Here is a 20,046-nt window from a genome sequence, read left to right as displayed (position 1 = left end):
GTCCGCCCGCTCTCAGCCCGGGCCGCTGCCGCGCTCGCCCTCTGCCTGAGACGGTGTCGTGCGTGGCACGTCGGGGCGGTCGGCGTCGGTCGGCTCTTCCGTCTTCTGCTCCTCCTCCATTTCCGGTTCCCCTTCCGCCTGGGAAGGCGTCGGCTCGGAGTTCATCGGGTCATCCATGCTCTGATCAGCCCTTTCCGAGGTGGCTCTGCCACCGACGGACGTGCCGGTGACACGGAGCGGCTACCCCGTCCCGTTCCCGGTATCCGGTCCGCCGCCGGGGGCTCGACGCAAGAGGCGGTGCGCCTGCGGGCGGGTTCTCGGCGACGGCGAGGAAGTGGCGCGAACCGGGGGCGCGGAGTCCTTGTACGTCGCCCATGAGGACGTCGCCCATGAGTAGCCGGCACCCGGCCGGAGCCGGCCGGCCGGCCTGCCGCCGGCTCCGCCACGATCCGCGTCTAGAGCTGCTCCGAGTGGGTAGTCGGCGGAGAGATCCGCGGGCGTACGGGTCACGGCGCCGCACCGGGCCTCATGGCAGCGACGCACCACTCGAAGGCAAGGAGAGTGATCATGACCCTGCCGATCGCGGCCCAGAGCGTCGAGCAGCTGGGCGGCAACGCCAGCATCCTGGCGAGACAGCGCCGGGATCACGCCGAGCTGGACCGCTTGATGCGGGCATACGAGTCCGGCCGGGGGTCACGGGAGGAGCGGCGGCGGACCCTCAAGGCGCTCGTGCAGCTCACCTTCAGTCACGCCTTCGCCGAGGAGACCGTTCTGTGGCCCGTGCTGCGTCGCCTCGCACCCGACGGGGAGGAGCAGACCGCGACGGTCGAGAGCGAGCATCAGCAGATCAACGACCTGGTCACGGAGATGGAACGGATCGGGGCGGATGACCCCCGTCACGATGTGCTCGCCACCGAGGCGTTCGCGCTGATCCGGCAGGACATCCGCGACGAGGAGGATCTGCTGCTGCCCCGGTTGCAGGAGTCCCTCGACAGGACCCGCCTGCGTCGGCTCGGCTCGGCGTGGGAAGCCGTGCGCCGCACCGCACCCACGCGTCCCCACCCGGTGGTGCCCCGGAGACCGCCGGCCAACGCCGTCCTCGGCGTACCCCTGAGCGCCTTCGACCGGGCGCGGGATCTCCTCCCGGCCGGCAGCCGAGTGCCGCGCGGCCGGACACTCGTCCTGGCGGGAGGCTGTCTCGGCATCGCCTGGCTGCTGGCGAAGGGCTTCCGGAGGAGCCGCTGATCGCGCAGTGTCGGCGCTGTGGTTCCCGCCGTCGTGGTCGGCAACGCGGGACCCGATGAGCAGCACGTCGCCACAGACGGGTCGTGAAGATCCCCCGCAGGCGCCGGACATCGCAGGAGTGCGGCGCCCCATACCTGAGACGGGCGTCCGGCGCGCCGTTAACCTGCGGTGATGCGGATTCCTTTCTTACTGGCCGACGTGCTGCTCGCGGCGGCCATCGGCTGCCTGGCCCTCCTGCTCGCGCAGGAGGCACCGGAGCAGGGGTGGCCGGCGCTCGACGTCACGGGGTACGTCCTGGTGGTCGCGCTCCACCTGCCGCTCCTGCTGCGCTCGCTCCGCCCCGTCGCGGTCTGCCTGGTGGTCGACGCTCTCTGGGTGGTGTACGTCACCGCCGGATACTGGCCCGTGGTCAGCTCGTTCGGCCCCATGCTGGCCCTCTACACCGTGGCCTCGACCCAGCGGACCCGTGTCTCCGGTGTGGCCGCGGCGCTCATGAGCGCGGTGTGGATCTATGCCGGCCTCATCACGCCCCAGTCCGTCATGGCGTCGGTCCTCGGCCAGGCCCTCATCTTCTCCGTCGCCCTCTGGCGCTTCGGATACCTGGCCCGCCGGTCGATGGAACTGACGCGGCGGCTGCGTGCGGAGCAGGAGGAGCGGGCGCAGCGTGAGGTGGCGGCCGAGCGGGCCCGTATAGCCCGGGAGTTGCACGACGTCGTGGCCCACCACATGGCGGTGATATCCGTGCAGGCCGGCCTCGCCCGCTACGTCGTCGACTCCGATCCGGCGACGGCGCGCACCGCGCTCGGCACCATCACGAGCACGAGCAGTGAGGCGCTGGAGGAACTGCGCCGCATGCTCGCGCTGTTGCGGACCGACGAACCGGACGTCGCTCCGCTCACGCCGATGCCGGGCCCGGAGCGACTGTCCGACATGGTGGCCCGCCTCCGCGCCGGCGGTGCGGAGACGGAGCTGCGCGTCGTCGGCCGGCCGCGGCCGCTCGCCCCGGGCCCCGGTCTGTGCGTGTACCGCGTGGCGCAGGAGGCGCTGACCAACGTGCTCAAGCACGCCCCGCACGCCGCCGCCACCGTGGAACTCACCTACGGCGAGGACCAGGTGACCGTGGAGATCACCGACGACGGACGGGGGTCGTCGCCGGGCACTCCCAGCGGCAGCGGACACGGCCTGATGGGCATGCGGGAACGGGCCAAGCTGTACGGCGGAAAGATCAGCATGGGCCCGCGTCCCGAGGGAGGCTTCGCGGTGTGTCTGACCCTGCCGACATCCACGGGTGACGGCGACCGGTCACACGACGGCGCGGCCGGGCAGGGGGCGCCGGGGAGCGAGCACCCGGACGCCACAGGTGTGGCCGGGAACCCCGTAGGCGGCGAAGACGGCCGGGAGACGCCTCCGGGGGCTTCCTCCTACCTCCGGCCCTCGCTCCCCACGTGATCCGTCGCGTGGGAGGCGGTACGGCCCGGGGTGACGAGGCCGCTCTCGTAGGCGAGGACGACGGCCTGCGCCCGACTGCCGAGCCGTAGTTTCGACATCACGCGGTTCAGGTGACTCTTGACGGTGGCGACGGTCACCACGAGCTGGTCGGCTATCTGCTCGTTGGTCAGTCCCCGGCCGACCAGTCGGAGGACCTCGGTCTCCCGCTCGGTGAGCTCGGGCAGGGAGGCCGCCTGCGTACCCGTCGCCTCGGACCGCGGGGCGAAGGTCTCCACGAGCCGGCGCGTGACGGTCGGCGCGAGAAGCATCTCGCCGTCGGCGATCAGACCGATCGCCGCGAGGAGACGTTCGGGTGGGGTGTCCTTGAGGAGGAAGCCGCTGGCACCGGCACGAAGCGCGGCGTAGACGTATTCGTCGAGGTCGAAAACGGTCAGCATGATGATCTTCGGCTTCGGGTCGGCTGCCCGCCGGAGGATGTGCTCCAGCGCGGTGATGCCGCTCATGCCGGGCAGGCGGATGTCCATGAGGATCACGTCCGGTCGTAGCGAGGCGGCGAGTTCGACCGCTTCCTCGCCGGTGGCGGCCTGCCCGACGACATCGAAACCGGGTGCGGCCGCGGCCAGAGCGGCCAGCCCGGCCCGGATGAGCACTTGGTCGTCCACGATCAGCAGCCGAGTCATCGCTGCCGTCTCCCCCCGTGTGTGCGGGGGTGGTGTCACGCGCCCCCGTCTGTGTCCTGCGACGCCAGCGGGACGGTGAAGACGACCTCGAACCCTCCCTCGGCTCTCGATCCGACCCGCAGCGATCCCCCGTAGAGTCTCACCCGTTCACGGATCCCGAGCAAACCGGGCTCACCCGAGGGCCGGACGACCCCCCTGGCCGTGCTTCCCCGGGCGACGATGTCGCCCCTCAACACGTCCGCGCCGAACGCAAGGCTGACGGTGACACGCGATCCACGTCCCGCACAACGCGGGATTCCGGCCATCACCTCCTCGACCATGCGGTACACGCCGACATCGAGACCTGCGGGCAATGGCTTGCGATGTCCGGAAACCGACCAGTCCACCTCGACGCCGGCCGCTCGCGTGCGCCGCATCAGGTCTTCCAGGTCGCTCAGTCCGGGCGCCGACCGGTACAGCGCGTCGTCCTCGTCGGCCGGTTCCGTGCCGGTGCGCAGCACGTCGAGCAGGCCGCGCATCTCCTGCAGCGCCCGACGGCTGCTGGTGCCGACCGCCGTCACCGCCGCACGGGCGACGACGGGATCGGAGGCGAACACCGTCTCGGCCAGACCTGCCTGGACGGTGACCTCGGACAGGTGATGGGCGGCGGCGTCGTGCAGCTCTCGGGCGATACGCAGCCGCTCCCGCATGACGGCCTGCTGGGCCAGGAGGTCCCGCTCGTCGTGGGAACGCCCGGCCGGCCGGGCGGGCCGGGCGTCGTCCCGGGCCGGTCGGCGGCTTTCTGCGACGCACAGCCACACGGCCCCGACGCCGATCGGGGCCTGTGCCAGCGCCAGTTCCATCGGAAGACCGTCTGTCAGGCCGCTCGCCACCCACACCGCGGCCGTCGCCGCCGAGGCCCACAGCGCCTCGCGCAGCGGACGGCTCGTGATCACCGTGCAGAGGGCCAGGAGCGGTGCGTACACGTTCGCCGACGGCTGGTATCCGGCCAGGGTGTACGTCACGAGTGCCCCGCACGAAACGGCGAAGGCGGTTCCCGGGACCAGGCGCCGCACCGCCAGGGGCAGGTTCGCCGCCACGCTCAGCGCGACGGCGACGAACCCGAAGGGCGGCCAGCCCTCGGCCTGGTAGCGGGTGGCGTGACCGTGCCGCGCGTGCACGATCGTCACCGTCGCCATCAGGCACGCGAGGGCCGTGTCGATCACCAGGGGACTGACCGGAAACCGCCTTCTGCCTTCCTGCATCCCCGCAGGGTAGAGGCGAGTCTCCACCGGTGTCCTCCACCTCGGGGTTGACCTCGGACGGCCGAGGCCGGCCCATGGCCTCAGCAGCCGCCGCAGCTGTAGAAGGTGACGTCCCAGTGGTTGCTCTCGCGGGCGTAGATGTTGCCCGAGGCCGCCTTGTACTGCTTGGCTCCGTCACCTCGGTCGGCGATGCGCGTGAACGTGCTGGTGACGTAGTTGTTCAGGCACGTGGTCGGGCTGAAATCGAGCTTGTAGCCGTTCCAGTGGCTGTAGGTGCCGCTCGAGTGCCCGGTCTCCGTACCGCCGGTGATCGTCAGGGCGCAGCGGCTCGCGTTCTTGAGCGTGACGGCGCCGAGCGCGGTGTTGAGGTTGAGCTGCTCGAAGGAGGTGCAGGTCGGGCGGTTGCGGTCGGAACAGTTGCCGCTGGAGCGCCAGGTGATGCCGGCGGCGGAGAACCGGCTGGTGGCGTTGGAGTGGCTGATCTTGGTCACAGCCGCGACGGCCTGCCCGCTCTCGGTGGCGGCACCGTCCTGAGCGACGGCCGGCGCGGCGAGGAGACCGGTGAGGAGCAGGGCGGCAGCGGTGCCGGCGTAGGGGGTCAGTCGCATGCTTCTTCCTTTCCTTCGTGGGGACGAGTCGAGGCGGTGCGGTCAGCCGCAGCCGTAGCGGAGGAAGTTCCAGGTGACCGGGCCGACGATGCCGTCCACCGTCACGTTCCTTCCGCAGGCGCTGTGGCGTTTGAGGCCGTCCTGGAACGAGATCACCGCGGCGCGGGTCTTCGTTCCGAAGATGCCGTCCACGTCACCGGCCCGGAGCCGGCCGTAGTGGACCAGCCGGCACTGGGCCTCGATGACCCGGCTGCCGGTGTCTCCGTAGGCGGTCAGGGCGGTGCCGGAGTAGTAGGTGCGGTTGCACGTGTAGGTGGTGGCGGCGTCAGCGGGGGCCGGGGTCAGGGTCAGGGAACCGAGCGCGATTGCGCCCACCACCAGGACACCGGAGAACCGCTGCTGCCTCAGCCGGGAGAGCATGATTCCTGCCTTTCTCGACGAGGGGGAGAGGGCGATGGTTCGACGAAGGGGGGAGCGCGGCGGTCAGTCGACCAGGGCCTGCCAGGTCCGGGGGCCCACGATCCCGTCCGCGTCCAGGGACTTGCTCCTCTGGAAAGCGACGACCGCGTCACGCGTCCCGGCGCCGAAGTCGCCGTCCACGTCGAGCTTCCCGCCGTGGCCGTTGAGGAGGGCCTGTACGGCCTTGACCGTGTTGCCCTTCGCACCGGACTGGACGGTCGAGATCAGGGCCTGCCAGGTCCGGGGGCCCACGATCCCGTCCGCGTCCAGCGACTTGCTCCTCTGGAAGCCGACGACGGCTTCTCGGGTGCCCGGGCCGAACCGGCCGTCCACGTCGAGCCCGGCGCCGTGCGCGTTGAGCAGGTGCTGGAGACCGGTGACGCGGTAGCCGCTGCTGCCCTCCTTGACCGTGGTCCAGTCACCTCCGGGAGAAGGCGGCGTGTACGCGCCGTCGGCGAGCCTGCGCAGATCGGCAAGGGTGCCGTTGAAGACGTTCTGGTCCCCGGGGAAGGTGCCGTGGTCGGCGGTCTGCCAGATCGTGTACGTCGACCAGCCCCTGGGCAGCGGCAGCGGGGTGCCGTTGTAGTTGGCGATCCACAGCGGCGTCTTGGAACCGAGGGCGGTGGTGTCTCCCGTGCACCGGGACCACCAGTCGGTGGTCGAGTAGACCATGGGGTAGCGGCCCGTCTTCGTCTTGTAGCGCTCGACGAAGGCGGTGATCCAACTGGTCATCGCGCTCTGACTCAGGCCGTAGCAGGTGCCGCCGCCGTACGGGTTGTACTCGATGTCGAGAGCCCCGGGCAGTGTCTTTCCGTCCTTCGACCAGCCCCCGCCGTTGGCGACGAAGAAGTCGGCCTGCGCCGCACCGCTCGACCTGTCGGGCAGGGCGAAGTGGTAGGCGCCGCGTATGAGGCCGGCGTTTGCGGAACCGCTGTACTGCTGGGTGAAGTACGGGCTCTTGTACGTCGTGCCCTCAGTGGCCTTGACGTAGGCGAACCTGGCTCCGGCGGACGACACCCGGGCCCAGTCGACGTTGCCCTGGTGGCTGCTCACGTCCAAGCCCCGCACGGTGTCCGCCGCCAGCCGGGGAGCGATCGGTCGTGCCGTACGGGCGGACAGACCGGATCCCGCGCGATGGCCGTCGGGCTCGGCGGCGCCGGCCGCACCGGCGGCTGCGGGGGAAACGGCGAGCAGAGCGGACAGGGCGGACAGGACCACGAGAGGTGCCGTCGCCGGGCTACGGGAGGCCGACGCACGGGGGCGCCGTGTGCATGACAAGGAAAGGACGGGACGCATCTGCTTCTTTCGGCAGGCCGGACAACGAGGTGGGCGAGGAGAAGGGGCCGGCGCCTGGAACACGCGTCTGCGGGGCGCCGGCCCCTGGGTGCGGCCGAGGTCAGCTCGGGCTGGGCACGTAGTTGTAGCAGTAGTTGCGGTGGTATCCGGCGTTGTCGAGGATGCTCTTGCCCGTCCGCGGCCCGACGACGCCGTCATCCGTCTGGCCGGACGCCCGCTGGAACTTCTTCACCCAGGCCTCGGTTCCGGGACCGAAGATGCCGTCCTCACCGAGCGGTCGGCCCTGACCGGTCCGCTCGGCCCAGTTGTTGACGGCGCGCTGGACGCACCAGGTGGGGGTGCCGGGGTCGTCGCCCCTGTTGATGTTGGGCAGTCCCGGCCGTGCCTCGGCCGAACCCGCCAGCGCGCCGACGGCGAGACCCGCCGCCATCAGGGTCACACCCGCGGTGCGCACCGTCTTCTTCAGAATCGCCATATGTGTCTCCTGTTCGTCGCAGGCGCTCCGTCTGGAGGTCCTGCTCCCGGGGGGGCGAACGGAAATCTATGGATGCGGGACGTCCTGCCGCGTCGAGCGAGGGGTGGAACCTCGGGCTCATACCAGCGCGCCAGGACGGGACGTCGAGGACTCCGGTTGAGCCCCAGGTTGGAGACGGGATCCAACCTGGGTTGGACCACGCACCGGACTCGTCGCGATCCGGCCGGTCTCTTGCGTCGGGTTCGAGACCTGATGCGTACTCGCATCACGTGCGAAGGCCGGGCGGCAGGCTCCTGATGGGCCGTCATGCAGGGACGCCGACCGTGGGGCGGAGCGTCCAGTGTGTGGTCGTAGCGCCCCGACGCGGCGACGGGGCGAAGCCGTCCCCGGACGACCGAAGCGTCACCCGGGCCCGAGGACGGTCCGGCGGGGCCTCGACGCAGCCGCGATGCCATCATTCGACTATTTCTACGACGGAGGCGGTCATGGCCAATCTGGCAGGGTTCCTTGTGGAGACGGCTCGGCGGCAGCCCGAGCACCCCGCGCTGCGGCTGGGGGAGCGGGTCATCACGTACGCGGAGCTGGACGACTCCAGCGCCCGTGCCGCCACGCTGCTCAGGTCCGAGGGCGTCGAGCCGGGCGACCGGGTCGCCCTGATGCTCCCCAACGTTCCCGAGTTCGTCGTCCTCTACTACGGAAACCTGCGCGCCGGCGCCGTCGTCGTTCCGATGAACCCGCTCCTGAAGACCAGGGAGAGCGCGTTCCACCTCACCGACTCCGGTGCGGTACGGCTCTTCGAGTGGCATCAGGCCCCGGGCGAAGGCGCGCAGGGAGCCGCGGCCGCGGGGGTGCGGCACACCGCCGTCGAACCCGCCGGGTTCGCCGCTGAACTGGCCCGGCACGAGCCCCTGCCCGGGGCCGCCGAGGTGGACGGCGAGGACATGGCCGTCCTGCTGTACACCTCCGGAACGACCGGCCACCCCAAGGGCGCCGTCCTCACCCACGCCGGTCTGCGGCACAACACCGAGGTCAACGGCGTCGAGATCCAGCGGATGACGCCGGACGACGTGGTCGTGGGCTGCCTGCCCCTGTTCCACATCTTCGGACAGATCTGCACCATGAGCACGGCCGTCCGCAGCGGTGCCTCGCTCGTCATGATCCCCCGCTTCGAACCGGGGGCCGTCCTGGACGCCATCGCCCGCGAGCGGGCCACCGTCTTCGAGGGAGTGCCGACCATGTACGCGGCCCTGCTCCAGTACCCGTCGGAGGCGGACGTCTCGACCCTGCGGATGTGCATCTCCGGCGGCGCCTCGCTGCCGGTGGAGATCCTCCACGGCTTCGAGCGGCGCTTCGGCTGCGCGGTGCTGGAGGGATTCGGCATGTCCGAGACCAGCCCGGTCGTCACCTTCAACCACCCCGACCGGCCCCGCAAGGCCGGCTCCGTCGGCACCCCCATCCGGGACGTCGAGGTACGGCTGCTCGACGACAAGGGCCAGGACGTGACCCCCGGTGAGGTCGGCGAACTGGCCGTCCGCGGACCCAACGTGATGAAGGGCTACTGGAACCGCCCGGAGGAGACCGCGGCCGCCGTCCCCGACGGCTGGCTGCGCACGGGCGACCTCGCCCGCGCCGACGAGGACGGCTTCCTCTACATCGTGGACCGCAAGAAGGACATGATCATCCGCGGCGGCTACAACGTCTACCCGCGCGAGATCGAGGAGGTCCTGCACGAGCACCCGGCCGTCGCCCTGGCCGCCGTCGTGGGCGTCCCGCACGCCGACCTGGGCGAAGAGGTCGCCGCGGCGGTCGTCCTGCGCCCCTCCGCGCAGGCCACCCCCGACGAACTGCGGGAGTACGTCAGGGAACGGATGGCGGCCTACAAGTACCCGCGTCACGTCTGGCTCGTGGACCGGCTCCCCCTGGGCCCGAGCGGCAAGATCCTCAAGCGGGAGATCACCCTGCCGACGCCGTAGCGGCACGCCCCGGATGATCCTCTCGCTCCCGGAACCGAGGGCGCCGTGGCCGTGCTCCGGCAGTCCCTGCGGCCCGGCACCCTCCCGGGGCAGCGCCTCATCCTGGACCCCCTTCACCCCCCGACCGCAGGACTGTCCGGACCTGCGACGATGGTCCGCACGACATCGGAAGCGCTGGGCGCCGCGGGGAGTGCGCCGAGCGCACGGAACGCGCCGAGCGTCGTCACGCGCACGCGCGGGACGACGCGGGACGACGCTGAACGACGCGGGGGACGGGATGAGCCAGTACTTCGACCTGGGTGACGAGACCTTGTGGAACCCGTCCAACGGTGCTTCCCGCATGTTCCAGCGCCATGTGGCCCTCCACGAGGCGGAGTTGGGGCTGCCGTCCGGAATCGGGCCGATGGAGATGGACGAGTGCCAGATCGATCCTGTCGCCTTCGGGGCATTCGTCCACGCCTTGCTGGCCCGGCACCGGCGGACCGGTCACAGCATCGTCCTCGCGCTCTCCGAGGACTTCACGGCGATCGCGCTGGTCCTGGCCGGACGCGCCGGAATCGAGGTGGACTGGGCGCGGCTCAGCGCCGAAACGGACGGTCGCCTGGAGGATGTGCAGGTGTCCGCCGTCACCGGGATGTCCGAGCCGCCCGACGGCGCGGCCTGGGCGGCGGCCCTGCGGGCGAGGGCCCGGGAGCTGGGCCGGCGCATGCCCCGCTGAACCGCGGCGAGCCGAGTGGACCGGGCGGGCCGGGTGACCGGCCGGACCGGACGGACCGGTCCGCCGTCGGTCCGCGGCGAGTCGGTTCGTGTCGGTGTTGGGCCGAACGGGTGAGGAACGGGAGGATGGACGCATGAGTAGGTACGAGAGGTACGACGTCACCGACGAGCAGTGGGAGGGTCTGGCACAGGTCGTGCCCCTGCGCGGCCGCGACGAATGGCCGTCCAGGGTCGACCACCGCACGATGCCCGAGCAGTACGAGGCCGCCGAGCAGCGCCGCATGGTCGTGCTGCGGGTCCAGGTCTTCGCCGACGCCCGCGAGGTCGCCGAGTACCTCATCGCCCAGGTTCCCGTGCTGCTCGACCTCACGAGCGCCGACACCGAGGTCGCCAAGCGCGTCCTCGACTTCAGCAGCGGTGTCGTCTTCGGGCTCGGCAGCGGCATGCACCGCGTCGACCGCAACGTCTTCCTGCTGGCGCCCGCGGGCACCGAGGTGGAGGGCGCGGAGGACGGAAGCCCGGAGGACATCGACGAGGACGCGGTCCCCCGTTCGTAGGAAGCTCCTTCCGCCGTAACGGTTCGTCGTCCGCACGCCTGCGTACGGTCCGATCATGACCATCACCGGCGGCACCGCCTCCGACCGCACCCCCGCTCCAGCCGCCCGCGACCGTAGGTACGGTCCGGCGGCGGCCGGGGTGGTCCCGGCCCAGGGACGCCCGCGCGTCCCCGCACCCCCGTCCCCGTCCGTTCCCGCCTCGCCTCTCGCGTCCCCTCCCGCCTCCGCCGAGCGGCGCAGGGGCGAGAGGGTCCGGCCCGCCGTCACGGAGTTACGCCTCTCGGCCTTCGGCGCGCATCGCGGGACCGCCCTCCCGCTCGGCCCCGTGACGCTGCTCCGGGGTCCGAGCGGAAGCGGCAAGTCCACCGCCCTGCGCGCGTACGAGGTACTGACGGCGCTCGGCTCCGGCGCGGGGCTCGCCGAGGCGCTGCCCGACGCGGCGGACCGGGTGCCGGAGTCGGCGCGGCCCGACGCCCAGGGGAGGCGGGGCTTCCGGATCGGCTGCACGGTCGACGGACCGGTGGGCCCGGTCCGCCTCGACATCGCCGTCCAGGCGGAGCCCTCCTTGCGGATCGTCGGCGAACGCCTCACCGCCCAGGGGCGCGTCCTCCTCGCCACCGCCCTGCGCGACCCCGGCCGCGGCACCGTCCAGGCCGAATGGCACACGGCGGGCAGCACCCCCGTCACCCGCGCTCCGCTGCCCGACGACCTCCTCGCCACCGCCCTGCTCCCGCTGCGCGTCGCCGGCAAGACCCAGGGACAACGGGACGTCCTGGCCGCGGCGGAACAGGTGGTCGTCGGACTGCGCTCGGTCTTCCCGTGCGACCCGCAGCCGCGCAGCATGCGGGCACCGGTGCCGGTGGGCGAGGGCCGGCTGCGGCGGGACTGCCGCAACCTCGCGGAGGTGCTGCACCGCACCGCCACCGAATGCCCCCGGCGCCACGTCCGCCTCGCCGCGTTCGCCCGTGCGGGCTGCACCGGGCCGGTCACGGGCCTCGGCCTCCGGGAGTCGGCGGAGGGCGACACCGTCCAGGCCGTCCTGGAGCGCACCGCCCGCGCGGCGACGCCGCTGGGCCGCCTCGGCGACGGCGAACTGCGCTACCTCGCCCTCGGTCTCGTCCTGCTCACCGGCCCCGGTGTGCTCGCGGTGGACCCGGTCGCCGAGGTGCCGCAGGCCATGCAGACCCTCACCGTCCTCGCCGACGGCTTCGACCGGGGCCTCGACGGCCGGCAGGTGAGCGCCCTGCTCGCCCTGGCACGGGAGATCTGCGCGAGGGGCCACCTCCGGCTCGTCGCGACGATCGGCGAGGGCACGGCGGTCGATCTGCCGGACCTGCCGGACCTGCCGGGCCAGGCGAGTGGGGTGAGCGAGCCGAAGGGGGCCAACGAGGTTCAGGGGGCGGGGCCGGGGGTGGGGGCGAACGAGTCACAGGTGACGGTGGTAGACCTGGGGCGTGACAGAACTTGATGTGGCGGGCCTGCAACGCCGCCTCGCGGACTTCGCCGCGGCCCGCGCGTGGCAGCCCTACCACACGCCCAAGAACCTGGCCGCGGCGCTGAGCGTCGAGGCGGCCGAACTCCTGGAGATCTTCCAGTGGTTGACCCCGGAGGAGGCGGAGCGGGTGATGGCGGACCCGGAGCAGGCGCACCGGGTCACGGACGAGGTCGCGGACGTCCTCGCCTATCTGCTCCAGTTCTGCGGGGTGTTGGGGATCGACCCGCTCGCGGCGCTCTCGGCCAAGATCGACCGCAACGAACTCCGTTTCCCGGTGCGCGGAGGTCGCCGACCGGACACCGAAGACCCCGATCGTCACTCTTCGGAGTGATCGAGTTTTCCCCATCGAGCTTCCTGTCCACAGTTTTCCGAATTCCCCTGGTGTTTGGGTCCGGTCGGCCTCACGCTGGGTAATGGAATGAATGAGCGGTAAGTCTTGGGAACGGGGGCGGCGTTGATGGAAGCGGAGCGACTCGTCGCGGCCGGTCGGCATGCGCTGGCCGAGAGCCACACGGCACTGGACATCGTGGCGGAGGCGTGGCAGGCCCAGGCCCTCGCCCAGGCGATAGGAAGTCACCTCGCGCTCGGCGGCCCGCCGGAGCTGCGGGGCGAGGCACGGGGGCTGAGCGAGATAGCCGGCGGGCGGGGCACGGTCGACCACCCCGTGCTGCGCACCGGAGCGTTACGGGCCGCGCAGCTCACCACCGTGAGGGACGCGCGGTCGGCGCTCATCGCGCTCGGCGCGCTCCTCGGCGAGGTGGGCATCGCCCTGGTCGGGGTGGCGTGCGCCACCGACGAGGACGGGCTCTACTGGCAGTGCATCGAGGCGATCGACGCCGCCGACGAGGCGGGCGACCGCGTGCGCGCCATGCTCCGCCGCCTGGCCGTACGCGAGCGTGAGCGCGGCAGACCGCCCGACCCCGCCGGCAACCGGGCGGGCCCGGCCCCGGGGCCGCGCTGAGCGGGAGGAAAAGGGGCGAGCGCGGCGCGCGGGTCCGGAGCGGGCGTCAGGCGGGGGTGACGTCAGGGTGGTCCGGGGTCCCGCTTGCGGAGGCGGGCGACTGGCGGTCCGCCGACGACTGGAGGTCGGCGTCGAGCTGGGTCAGGTCGGCGGTCAGCGCGGCCATCAGCTCCTCCATCTGCTGCAGCAGGCCCTTCGGGGCGCCGCCCTGCTCGGGCACCGACCGGGCGGTCCGGGAGGGCACGGACTCGGCCGACGGCTGCGCGGGCGGCACCTGTGGGGCGCCCTGCTCGGGCACGGCCCGCTCCGGTGCGGCTTCCTGGGACATGGCGGCCTCCTCGGCCCGGGGCCCTCCGGCGCGGGAAGGGCCCATGAGAGACGCACCGGCACGGGCCGCCGGCACGCGGGCCGGGCGGTCCGGCTCCGCCCGAGCCAACGACCGGTCACCGGCGCCGGTCACTGGCCCGGCGGGAGGCCGCCCGCCAGGAGGGCCGATATTCACCCGACCGAGCCGGTGGAGATCATCCGCTGACGAAATGGTTGACGCGCCCCGAAGGTGCAGGATGGAGGCATGGATCTTCGAATCTTCACGGAGCCCCAGCAAGGGGCCGACTACGACACCCTGCTCAAGGTCGCCAAGGCCACGGAGGAGCTCGGCTTCGACGCCTTCTTTCGCTCGGACCACTATCTGAGCATGGGATCCGCCGACGGGCTGCCCGGACCCACGGACGCGTGGATCACCCTGGCCGGTCTCGCCCGGGAGACCCGGCGGATCCGCCTCGGCACGCTGATGACCGCCGGCACGTTCCGGCTCCCCGGCGTCCTGGCCATCCAGGTCGCCCAGGTCGACCAGATGTCCGGCGGCCGGATCGAACTCGGCCTCGGCGCGGGATGGTTCGAGGAGGAGCACCGGGCGTACGGGATCCCGTTCCCCAAGGAGAAGTTCGGACGCCTGGAGGAGCAGCTGGAGATCGTCACCGGGCTGTGGGACACCGAGGTCGGCAAGAAGTTCTCGTACGAGGGCGAGTACTACCAGCTGACCGACTCGCCCGCGCTGCCCAAGCCGGCCCAGGAACGGATCCCGGTGCTCGTCGGCGGGCACGGCGCGACCCGCACGCCGAGGCTGGCGGCGCGCTTCGCCGACGAGTTCAACATCCCGTTCGCCTCGCTGGAGGACACCGAGCGGCAGTTCGGCCGGGTGCGGGCCGCGGCGGCGGAGGCCGGGCGTCCGGCCGACGCGCTGGTGTACTCCAACGCGCTCGTGGTGTGCGTGGGCCGGGACGACGCGGAGGTCGCCCGCAGGGCGGCGGCCATCGGGCGGGACGTCGACGAGCTCAAGGCCAACGGCCTGGCCGGCTCACCCGCCGAGGTCGTGGACAAGATCGGCAGGTACGGTGCACTGGGCTCCACCCGGATCTACCTCCAGGTCCTCGACCTGGACGATCTGGACCACCTGGAGCTGATCTCCGCACAGGTCCAGACGCAGCTGGGGTGACCCGATGAAACCCGCCCGCACACTCGCCGCCGCCCTCGCCGAGGAGGTGCTCGTCCTCGACGGCGGGCTCTCCAACCAGCTGGAGGCGCAGGGCTGCGACCTGTCCGACGCGCTCTGGTCGGCCCGACTGCTCGCCGACGCGCCCGAGCAGATCGAGGCGGCCCACGCGGCCTACGCGCGGGCGGGTGCCCAGGTGCTGATCACCTCCAGCTACCAGGCCACCTTCGAGGGCTTCGCCCGGCGCGGGACCGACCGGGCGGAGGCGGCGCGGCTGCTCGCCCGCAGCGTCGAGCTCGCCCGCGCGGCGGGCGGGCGGACACAGCGCGAGATCTGGGTCGCGGCCTCCGTCGGCCCGTACGGGGCGATGCTCGCGGACGGCAGCGAGTACCGGGGCCGGTACGGGCTGTCGGCCGCCGAGCTGGCACGGTTCCACCGGCCCCGGGTCGAGGTGCTGGCCGAGGCCGGTCCGGACGTCCTGGCCCTGGAGACGGTGCCCGACGCCGACGAGGCCGAAGGGCTGCTGCGGGCCGTCGAGGGCTGCGGGGTGCCGGTCTGGCTCTCGTACACGGTCGACGGCCGGCACACCCGGGCCGGGCAGACCCTCGAGGACGCCTTCGGGCTCGCCGCGGGCGTCGACCAGGTCGTCGCGGTCGGCGTCAACTGCTGCGACCCGGCGGACGCCGGACCCGCCGCGGAGATCGCCGCCTCGGTCACCGGCAAGCCGGTCGTCGTCTATCCCAACAGCGGCGAGCAGTGGGATGCCGGCGCCCGCGGCTGGCACGGCGGAGCGAGCTTCGACCCGGCCACGACCGATGCCTGGCGCACGGCCGGTGCCCGTCTGATCGGAGGATGCTGCCGGGTCGGCCCCGACGCCATCGCGGCCCTCGCCGGCGCGCTGAAGCCGTAGGACCGGGAGGGCGACGGAGCGGCGCCCCGAAATGCGTTGGCCCGGGGCGGCGGCGCAGGTCATGCTGGAGCGCATGTTCCTGACGATCAGCACCACGGGCACCCCCGAGAAACCTGCCACTGACCTGGGCTTTCTGCTGCACAAGCATCCCGGAAGGGCGCAGGCGTTCTCGACCTCGCACGGCACCGCGCACGTCCTCTACCCCGAGGCGAGCGCGGAGCGGTGCACGGCCGCGCTGCTGCTCGAAGTGGACCCCGTGGCGCTCGTGCGCCGGGGCCGCGGCAAGGGGCGGGGAGGCGCGCCGGACGCGGCGCTCGCGCAGTATGTGAACGACCGGCCCTACGCGGCCTCCTCGCTGCTCGCGGTCGCCCTCGCCCGGGTGTTCAAGAGCGCCCTGCACGGCACCTGCGCGGCCCTGCCCGAGCGGGCCGCCGCGGCCATGCCGCTGCGGATCGAGGTGCCCGCGGTGCCGGCGCGCGGTGGCGCGGAACTGGTGAAGCGGTTGTTCGGCCCGCTGGGCTGGACGGCCGTCGCGGCCGAACCGGTCGCGCTCGACCCGGAGTTCCCCGAATGGGGCGACTCCCGCTACGTGCGGCTCGTCCTGGAGGGCGAACTGCGGCTCGCCGACGCGCTCAACCAGCTGTACGTGCTGCTGCCGGTGCTCGACGACGCCAAGCACTACTGGGTCGCGCCCGACGAGGTCGACAAGCTGCTGCGGGCCGGTGACGGCTGGCTCGCCGACCACCCCGAGCAGAAGCTCATCACCAGCCGTTACCTGTCGCGCCGCTGGGGCCTGACCCGGGAGGCGACGGAGCGTCTGGAACTGGTGCGGCTCGCCGAGACGGACGGCCTGGACGTCGAGGACGTCGACAACGCGGTCGACGAGACGACGGACACCGAGGAGCGGCCCGTTCCGCTCGCCGAGCAGCGCCGCGAGGCGATCCTCGGCGCGCTGCGCGCCGCCGACGCCACACGGGTGCTCGATCTCGGCTGCGGCCAGGGCCAGTTGGTGCAGGCGCTGCTCAAGGACGTGCGGTTCACCGAGATCGTCGGCATCGACGTGTCGGCGCGCGCTCTGTCGGTGGCCGCCCGCAGGCTGCGCCTGGACCGGATGGGCGAGCGGCAGGCCGCCCGGGTGCGCCTGCTCCAGGGCTCGCTCACGTACACCGACAAGCGGCTCGCCGGCTACGACGCGGCCGTGCTCAGCGAGGTCATCGAGCACCTGGACCTGCCGAGGCTGCCCGCGCTCGAATACGCGGTGTTCGGTTCGGCCCGGCCCCGCACGGTCGTGGTGACCACTCCGAACGTCGAGTACAACGTGCGCTGGGAGTCGCTGCCGGCCGGCCACGTCCGGCACGGCGACCACCGCTTCGAGTGGACCCGCGAGGAGTTCCGCACGTGGGCGGCCGGACTCGCCGGACGGTACGGCTACGCGGTGGACTTCGCGCCCGTCGGCCCCGACGACCCCGAGGTCGGCCCGCCCACGCAGATGGCCGTCTTCACCCGTGACGACGAGCCCGCCACCGACCGGACCCGTACGGAGGAAACCCCCACCGACACGACCCGCACCGCCCCCACCGAAGGGAGCTCCACCGAAGGGAGCTCCACCGAAGGGAGCTCCACCGAAGGGAGCTCCACCACCGACCAGACCCGTACCGACCAGACCCGTACCGACGAGACCCCGAAGGAGGACGCGGCATGAGCGACACGACCGACGCCCCGACCGACACGACCGGCACGGCCCCGACCACGGTCACCGCCCCCGCTCCCCGCACGCTGCCCGTCACCGACCTGTCCCTCGTGGTCCTGATCGGTGCGACCGGCTCCGGCAAGTCCACCTTCGCGCGGCGGCACTTCAAGCCGACCGAGATCATCTCCTCGGACTTCTGCCGAGGACTCGTCGCCGACGACGAGAACGACCAGAGCGCCAGCAAGGACGCCTTCGACGTCCTCCACTACATAGCGGGCAAGCGGCTCGCGGCCGGGCGGCTGACCGTCGTCGACGCCACCAGCGTGCAGCGCGAGGCGCGCCGCCAGCTCGTCCAGCTCGCCCGCGAGCACGACGTGCTGCCCATCGCGATCGTCCTCGACCTGCCCGAGGACGTGTGCGCCGCACGCAACGCGGCCCGGCCCGACCGGGCCCACCTGCCCCGCCACGTCATCCAGCGGCACCGCCGTGAACTGCGCCGCTCGCTGCGCGGTCTGGAGCGCGAGGGCTTCCGCAAGGTGCACGTGCTGCGGAGCGTCGAGGAGGTGGAGGCGGCCGAGGTCGTCCTGGAGAAGCGGTTCAACGACCTGCGCCACCTCACCGGCCCCTTCGACATCATCGGTGACATCCACGGCTGCCGGTCCGAGCTGGAGACGCTGCTCGCGAAGCTCGGCTACGTCGACGGACACCACCCCGAGGGGCGTACGGCCGTCTTCGTCGGCGACCTGGTCGACCGGGGCCCGGACAGTCCCGGAGTGCTCCGCCGCGTCATGGGCATGGTGGCCGCCGGGGACGCGCTGTGCGTGCCCGGCAACCACGAGAACAAGCTGGGGCGCTGGCTGCGCGGCCGCAAGGTGCAGCAGACCCACGGCCTCGCCGAGACGATCGAGCAGCTGGAGCGCGAGCCGGAGGAGTTCCGCGCGGAGGTGGCCCGGTTCATCGACGGCCTGGTCAGCCACTACGTCCTCGACGAAGGGCGGCTGGTGGTCTGCCACGCCGGTCTGCCGGAGAAGTACCACGGCCGTACCTCGGGGCGGGTGCGCTCGCACGCCCTGTACGGGGACACGACGGGCGAGACCGACGAGTTCGGGCTGCCGGTGCGCTACCCGTGGGCCGAGGACTACCGGGGCCGCGCCACCGTCGTCTACGGACACACGCCGGTGCCGACCACGTCCTGGATCAACAACACCATCTGCCTCGACACCGGCGCCGTGTTCGGCGGGAAGATGACCGCCCTGCGCTGGCCGGAGCGCGAGCTCGTCGACGTACCGGCCGAGCGGGTCTGGTACGAGCCGGCCAAGCCGCTCGCGCCCGAGGCGCCGGGCGGGCACCAGGGCCGGCCCCTCGACCTGGCGGACGTGCACGGCCGCCGCGTCGTGGAGACCCGCCTGATGGGCAACCTGGCGGTACGGGAGGAGAACGCGGCGGCCGCGCTCGAGGTCATGAGCCGGTTCGCGGTCGACCCGCGGCTGCTCGCCTACCTGCCGCCGACGATGGCGCCCACCGCGACGGCGAGGACGGACGGCTATCTGGAGCACCCGGCCGAGGCGTTCGCGCAGTACGCGGCGGACGGGGTCGAGCGGGTCGTGTGCGAGGAGAAGCACATGGGTTCGCGGGCGGTCGCGCTGGTCTGCCGGGACGCGGCCGTCGCGGCGGAACGATTCGGCGTGACCGGTGCCGGGCCGGCCGGTACGGCGGCCGGGGTGACGGGTGCGCTGCACACCCGCACCGGACGCCCGTTCTTCGACGACCCGCAGACCACCGAGCAGGTCCTCGCACGGCTGCGGGCGGCGATCGACGCCGCCGGGCTGTGGGAGGAGCTGGACACGGACTGGCTGCTGCTCGACGGTGAGCTGATGCCGTGGTCGCTGAAGTCGGCGGGTCTGCTGCGGTCCCAGTACGCCGCGGTCGGCGCGGCCTCCCGCGCGGTGTTCCCCGGCGCCCTCGGGGCGCTCGAACAGGCGGTCGCCCGGGGCGTCCCGGGACTCGACGGACTGCTCGGCAGGCAGCGGGAGCGGGCGGCGGACGCGGCGGCGTTCACCGACGCCTACCGGCGCTACTGCTGGCCCACCGAGGGACTGGACGGCGTGCGGTTCGCGCCGTTCCAGGTGCTCGCGGCCCGCGGGCGCTCGCTCGCTGCCGTACCGCACGACGAGCAGCTGGCCTGGCTGGACCGGCTGGTCGAGCACGACCCGACGGGACTGCTCCAGGTCACCCGGAGGCTGATCGTCGACCCGGCGGACGAGGTGTCCGTACGGGCGGGCGTCGACTGGTGGCTGGACCTGACCGGGGCGGGCGGCGAGGGCATGGTCGTCAAGCCGCTCGCGGCCCTTGTGCGGGGCGCCGACGGCCGTCCCGTCCAGCCGGGCGTGAAGGTACGCGGCCGGGAGTACCTGCGGATCATCTACGGCCCCGAGTACACCCGCCCGGACAACCTGGAGCGGCTGCGCGGCCGGTTCCTCGGCCACAAGCGCTCGCTGGCGCTGCGGGAGTACGCGCTCGGCCTCGAAGCGCTCGACCGGCTGGCGGCCGGGGAGCCGCTGTGGCGGGTCCACGAGGCGGTCTTCGCGGTCCTGGCCCTGGAGTCGGAGCCGGTGGATCCCCGCCTGTGAGGGGACGGCGGGGGCGGTCGGGGCCGGCGTAGGCATCGGCCTGGGTGCTGGGCGCTGGGCGGCAGGCGGGCCCGGCCGCGGCCCGGAGCTGCCTCCGGTCCCCGGCCCCCGGCCCCCGCCCGACCGCCCCGATGCCCGACCTGCCGCCCGGCCCGCCCCGCTCGG

General features: G+C 72.6%; 20 protein-coding genes and 1 pseudogene. 12 read left to right on the top strand and 9 right to left on the bottom strand.

Translation table 11 applies throughout. The features are described from left to right. Positions 1–12 precede the first annotated feature (12 nt). Entirely contained in the window at positions 13–165 is a 153-nt protein-coding gene (locus ABD954_RS07750; protein WP_345485051.1) for a hypothetical protein, read from the bottom strand. A 402-nt stretch (positions 166–567) separates the two neighbouring features. Here ABD954_RS07750 and ABD954_RS07745 point away from each other — a divergent pair, with 402 nt between their 5' ends. Then, positions 568–1,245, top strand: a complete 678-nt coding sequence (locus ABD954_RS07745; protein WP_345485049.1) for a hemerythrin domain-containing protein — start codon at positions 568–570, stop codon at positions 1,243–1,245. A gap of 171 nt (positions 1,246–1,416) precedes the next feature. Beyond that, a complete protein-coding gene (locus tag ABD954_RS07740; protein WP_345485048.1) occupies positions 1,417–2,694 on the top strand; it encodes a sensor histidine kinase in 1,278 nt (425 codons plus the stop codon). On the opposite strand, the gene ABD954_RS07735 is transcribed toward ABD954_RS07740, so the two are convergent. The 7 genes and pseudogenes from ABD954_RS07735 to ABD954_RS07705 all read right to left on the bottom strand — a co-directional run bounded on the left by ABD954_RS07735 (position 2,667) and on the right by ABD954_RS07705 (position 7,456). Further along, a complete protein-coding gene (locus tag ABD954_RS07735) occupies positions 2,667–3,374 on the bottom strand; it encodes a response regulator (RefSeq protein WP_345485047.1) in 708 nt (235 codons plus the stop codon). The genes ABD954_RS07740 and ABD954_RS07735 overlap by 28 nt on opposite strands. Before the next feature lie 35 nt (positions 3,375–3,409). After that, positions 3,410–4,618 (bottom strand): sensor histidine kinase, encoded by a 1,209-nt coding sequence (locus tag ABD954_RS07730; RefSeq protein ID WP_345485046.1) that lies wholly within the window; start codon positions 4,616–4,618, stop codon positions 3,410–3,412. 80 nt (positions 4,619–4,698) lie between these two features. Then, complete coding sequence (locus tag ABD954_RS07725) at positions 4,699–5,226, bottom strand: hypothetical protein (RefSeq protein ID WP_345485044.1); 528 nt, start codon at positions 5,224–5,226, stop codon at positions 4,699–4,701. A 42-nt stretch (positions 5,227–5,268) separates the two neighbouring features. Next, complete coding sequence (locus ABD954_RS07720) at positions 5,269–5,646, bottom strand: peptidoglycan-binding domain-containing protein (RefSeq protein ID WP_345485043.1); 378 nt, start codon at positions 5,644–5,646, stop codon at positions 5,269–5,271. Between the two features lie 63 nt (positions 5,647–5,709). Continuing rightward, positions 5,710–6,153: a peptidoglycan-binding domain-containing protein gene (locus ABD954_RS07715; RefSeq protein ID WP_345492023.1), complete on the bottom strand. Its 444-nt coding sequence runs from the start codon at positions 6,151–6,153 to the stop codon at positions 5,710–5,712. Beyond that, positions 6,133–6,981: pseudogene (locus ABD954_RS07710) on the bottom strand (lysozyme); the annotation flags it as partial. The pseudogene ABD954_RS07710 and the gene ABD954_RS07715, both read right to left, overlap by 21 nt. Before the next feature lie 100 nt (positions 6,982–7,081). Beyond that, complete coding sequence (locus ABD954_RS07705; RefSeq protein ID WP_345485042.1) at positions 7,082–7,456, bottom strand: peptidoglycan-binding domain-containing protein; 375 nt, start codon at positions 7,454–7,456, stop codon at positions 7,082–7,084. A gap of 485 nt (positions 7,457–7,941) precedes the next feature. Here ABD954_RS07705 and ABD954_RS07700 point away from each other — a divergent pair, with 485 nt between their 5' ends. The 6 genes from ABD954_RS07700 to ABD954_RS07675 all read left to right on the top strand — a co-directional run bounded on the left by ABD954_RS07700 (position 7,942) and on the right by ABD954_RS07675 (position 13,159). Further along, positions 7,942–9,429: a long-chain-fatty-acid--CoA ligase gene (locus ABD954_RS07700; protein ID WP_345485041.1), complete on the top strand. Its 1,488-nt coding sequence runs from the start codon at positions 7,942–7,944 to the stop codon at positions 9,427–9,429. Between the two features lie 277 nt (positions 9,430–9,706). After that, entirely contained in the window at positions 9,707–10,147 is a 441-nt protein-coding gene (locus tag ABD954_RS07695) for a DUF6086 family protein (protein WP_345485040.1), read from the top strand. Positions 10,148–10,280: 133 nt separating this feature from the next. Continuing rightward, positions 10,281–10,703 carry a cell division protein SepF gene (locus ABD954_RS07690; RefSeq protein ID WP_345485039.1) on the top strand — a complete coding sequence of 141 codons (423 nt, stop codon included), beginning with the start codon at positions 10,281–10,283 and terminating at the stop codon, positions 10,701–10,703. 55 nt (positions 10,704–10,758) lie between these two features. Beyond that, positions 10,759–12,171: an AAA family ATPase gene (locus ABD954_RS07685; RefSeq protein ID WP_382746063.1), complete on the top strand. Its 1,413-nt coding sequence runs from the start codon at positions 10,759–10,761 to the stop codon at positions 12,169–12,171. After that, positions 12,158–12,529 (top strand): nucleotide pyrophosphohydrolase, encoded by a 372-nt coding sequence (locus ABD954_RS07680; RefSeq protein ID WP_345485038.1) that lies wholly within the window; start codon positions 12,158–12,160, stop codon positions 12,527–12,529. Before ABD954_RS07685 ends, ABD954_RS07680 begins: the two co-directional genes overlap by 14 nt. Before the next feature lie 126 nt (positions 12,530–12,655). Continuing rightward, on the top strand, positions 12,656–13,159 hold the full coding sequence (locus ABD954_RS07675) for a DUF6099 family protein (RefSeq protein WP_345485037.1): 504 nt from the start codon (positions 12,656–12,658) through the stop codon (positions 13,157–13,159). 46 nt (positions 13,160–13,205) lie between these two features. On the opposite strand, the gene ABD954_RS07670 is transcribed toward ABD954_RS07675, so the two are convergent. After that, on the bottom strand, positions 13,206–13,487 hold the full coding sequence (locus ABD954_RS07670; protein WP_382746064.1) for a hypothetical protein: 282 nt from the start codon (positions 13,485–13,487) through the stop codon (positions 13,206–13,208). A 243-nt stretch (positions 13,488–13,730) separates the two neighbouring features. On the opposite strand from ABD954_RS07670, the gene ABD954_RS07665 reads away from it, so the two are divergent. From ABD954_RS07665 to ABD954_RS07650, 4 genes are all read left to right on the top strand, one after another. Continuing rightward, positions 13,731–14,654 (top strand): LLM class F420-dependent oxidoreductase, encoded by a 924-nt coding sequence (locus ABD954_RS07665; RefSeq protein WP_345485036.1) that lies wholly within the window; start codon positions 13,731–13,733, stop codon positions 14,652–14,654. Positions 14,655–14,658: 4 nt separating this feature from the next. Further along, positions 14,659–15,561: a homocysteine S-methyltransferase gene (mmuM, locus tag ABD954_RS07660; RefSeq protein ID WP_345485035.1), complete on the top strand. Its 903-nt coding sequence runs from the start codon at positions 14,659–14,661 to the stop codon at positions 15,559–15,561. A 73-nt stretch (positions 15,562–15,634) separates the two neighbouring features. Beyond that, entirely contained in the window at positions 15,635–17,263 is a 1,629-nt protein-coding gene (locus tag ABD954_RS07655) for a 3' terminal RNA ribose 2'-O-methyltransferase Hen1 (RefSeq protein ID WP_345492021.1), read from the top strand. Then, a complete protein-coding gene (locus ABD954_RS07650; RefSeq protein WP_345485034.1) occupies positions 17,260–19,881 on the top strand; it encodes a polynucleotide kinase-phosphatase in 2,622 nt (873 codons plus the stop codon). Before ABD954_RS07655 ends, ABD954_RS07650 begins: the two co-directional genes overlap by 4 nt. Positions 19,882–20,046 lie beyond the last annotated feature (165 nt).

The organism is Streptomyces roseoviridis (assembly GCF_039535235.1).
GTDB lineage: Bacteria > Actinomycetota > Actinomycetes > Streptomycetales > Streptomycetaceae > Streptomyces > Streptomyces roseoviridis.
This window is presented reverse-complemented; position numbering and strand designations above follow the sequence as displayed.